The sequence below is a fragment of the Streptomyces phaeochromogenes genome (assembly GCF_001418655.1).
Lineage (GTDB): Bacteria > Actinomycetota > Actinomycetes > Streptomycetales > Streptomycetaceae > Streptomyces > Streptomyces phaeochromogenes.
Genome location: NZ_LIQZ01000669.1, coordinates 1 through 1,682 on the forward strand (window position 1 = coordinate 1; position 1,682 = coordinate 1,682).

Consider the following 1,682-nt stretch of genomic DNA (forward strand, 5'->3'; position numbering starts at 1 on the left):
TGCCGTTGCCGTCGACGGCAAGCGGCTCGATCCGGGGTTCTGGCATCGGAGCATGTTGCCGCAGCTGGCTGACTGCATCAAGGAGATTGAGGTTGTTACGTTGATCGGCCGCATTGAGGCTAGCCAGCGGCGTCTTGTGCTGCGGCTCGGGCCTGGGTGAGAGTGAGGCGGTGGGATTCAGTTCACTCCGTCAGAACCTGGAACAGCAGCTCAGCGCCCCTGCGGTCAGCTCCGTATAGCCGAGCTCATCAATACAGAGAAGATCGACTCGGCCGTAGCGGGCGATGGTTTCGGTCAGGATCTTTAGCAGGTACACCACACCCAGCACGCCGGTCGTCCGCTCGGGGAGCAGATGCGCGGGCGGTGCGCGGGAACGCTCCCCAAGATCTGTGCCAGAACCCAAAACTCAGCGATATGGCGGCCCAGGGTGCCCGGTCGCCGAGCATCGCGCGGAAGTCGACGAGACGGGCCGCGACACCGGTGACCTCGACGAGCTCGTCGCCCCGTATGTCCCGTACGCGCTCGACCAGTTCGGTGGCCGCCTTGCCGTCGGCGCTGCCGCCGAGGCGCAGATCCAGGCCGGTCGTGCCGCCCGGCAGGTCACGGGACTCGGCGCCCGGCGAGAGAGGGGCTTGCCGTTCGGCGGACTCTGGATAGTCCTCACTCTCGAACATTCGGGTGAGGCAGGCGAGCGCCGTGAGGTCTCCCGCTGAGGCGGCATCGGTCGCCAGTGGCTGCGCCATTTCGGAGTCACTGTCAGGAGAGACGCTCAAGGGTTCCGTGGAGCACTCTGCCCAGGCCGACCAGCAAGGAGGCCTGAGCAGAGCATTGACGGCCGCGGCCACCAGCCCTGGACGTCGGCCAGCCCTGGACCTCGTCGGTGGTGACGGGGCGGGTCCGTTGGCCCCGGGACCTTGCCGTCGGGCTCCAGGAAGTCCACGTCGCCGCGGCTGTTGCCAGCGAGGGGGAACGCTCACGTGATCGATACCCGCGCCCTCGGGCATCGACCGACGTTCTCGGCGTGCCACCCGCTGCTCGGCCGCGGCACGCGGGTGGCAGGCGGCGAGCACAATGCTGATGCGTCCGACTCGGGAGCTTCCGTGGCGGCCCCGGGCTGAGCGGGCGGATGTGCGGCCGGACGGCCTGCGTTGAGCCGGTTCCGCCGCCCGGGGCGGTGGGGCTACTTCTCCAGGATGCCCGAGGAGGCGATTTCGATCTTCGCGCGGGTGGCGCCGGATCGTGAGCCGAGGGACTCGATCTTCTTTACCAGGTCCTGGCCTTCGACGACTTCGCCGAAGACCACGTGCTTGCCGTCCAGCCACGGTGTGAGGACTGTGGTGATGAAGAACTGGGAGCCGTTGCTGTCGGGGCCGGAGTTCGCCATGGACAGCAGGAACGGCTTGTCGTGCTTGAGCTTGAAGTTCTCGTCGGGGAACTTCTGGCCGTAGATGCTCTTGCCGCCGGTGCCGTCGCCGCGGGTGAAGTCGCCGCCCTGGAGCATGAAGTCGGGGATGACACGGTGGAAGCCGGAGCCCTCGTATCCGAAGCCGTGCTGGCCGGTGGTGAGCTCGCGGAAGTTCTGCGCCGTCTTGGGGACGACGTCGTCGTACAGGTTGAAGACGATCCGGCCTTCGGCGCTGCCGTCAATGGTGATGTCGAAGAAGACGTTGGTAGACATAGGG

The 1,682-nt window shown here is 66.9% G+C and carries 2 protein-coding genes and 1 pseudogene; 1 reads left to right on the forward strand and 2 read right to left on the reverse strand.

Features of this window, described 5'->3' with window-relative positions:
• Window positions 1–185 precede the first annotated feature (185 nt).
• A pseudogene (locus tag AOK17_RS53405) lies at window positions 186–304 on the reverse strand (ATP-binding protein); the annotation flags it as partial.
• Window positions 305–389: 85 nt separating this feature from the next.
• Here AOK17_RS53405 and AOK17_RS51160 point away from each other — a divergent pair.
• A complete protein-coding gene (locus tag AOK17_RS51160) occupies window positions 390–713 on the forward strand; it encodes a hypothetical protein (protein WP_055618806.1) in 324 nt (107 codons plus the stop codon).
• A gap of 467 nt (window positions 714–1,180) precedes the next feature.
• On the opposite strand, the gene AOK17_RS47400 is transcribed toward AOK17_RS51160, so the two are convergent.
• On the reverse strand, window positions 1,181–1,678 hold the full coding sequence (locus AOK17_RS47400; protein WP_055616825.1) for a peptidylprolyl isomerase: 498 nt from the start codon (window positions 1,676–1,678) through the stop codon (window positions 1,181–1,183).
• Window positions 1,679–1,682 lie beyond the last annotated feature (4 nt).

What these genes read in the sequence shown, in the direction of transcription:
- AOK17_RS47400 (WP_055616825.1), bottom strand. Translation starts at nt 1,678, where the DNA reads ATGTCTACCAACGTCTTCTTCGACATCACCATTGACGGCAGCGCCGAA.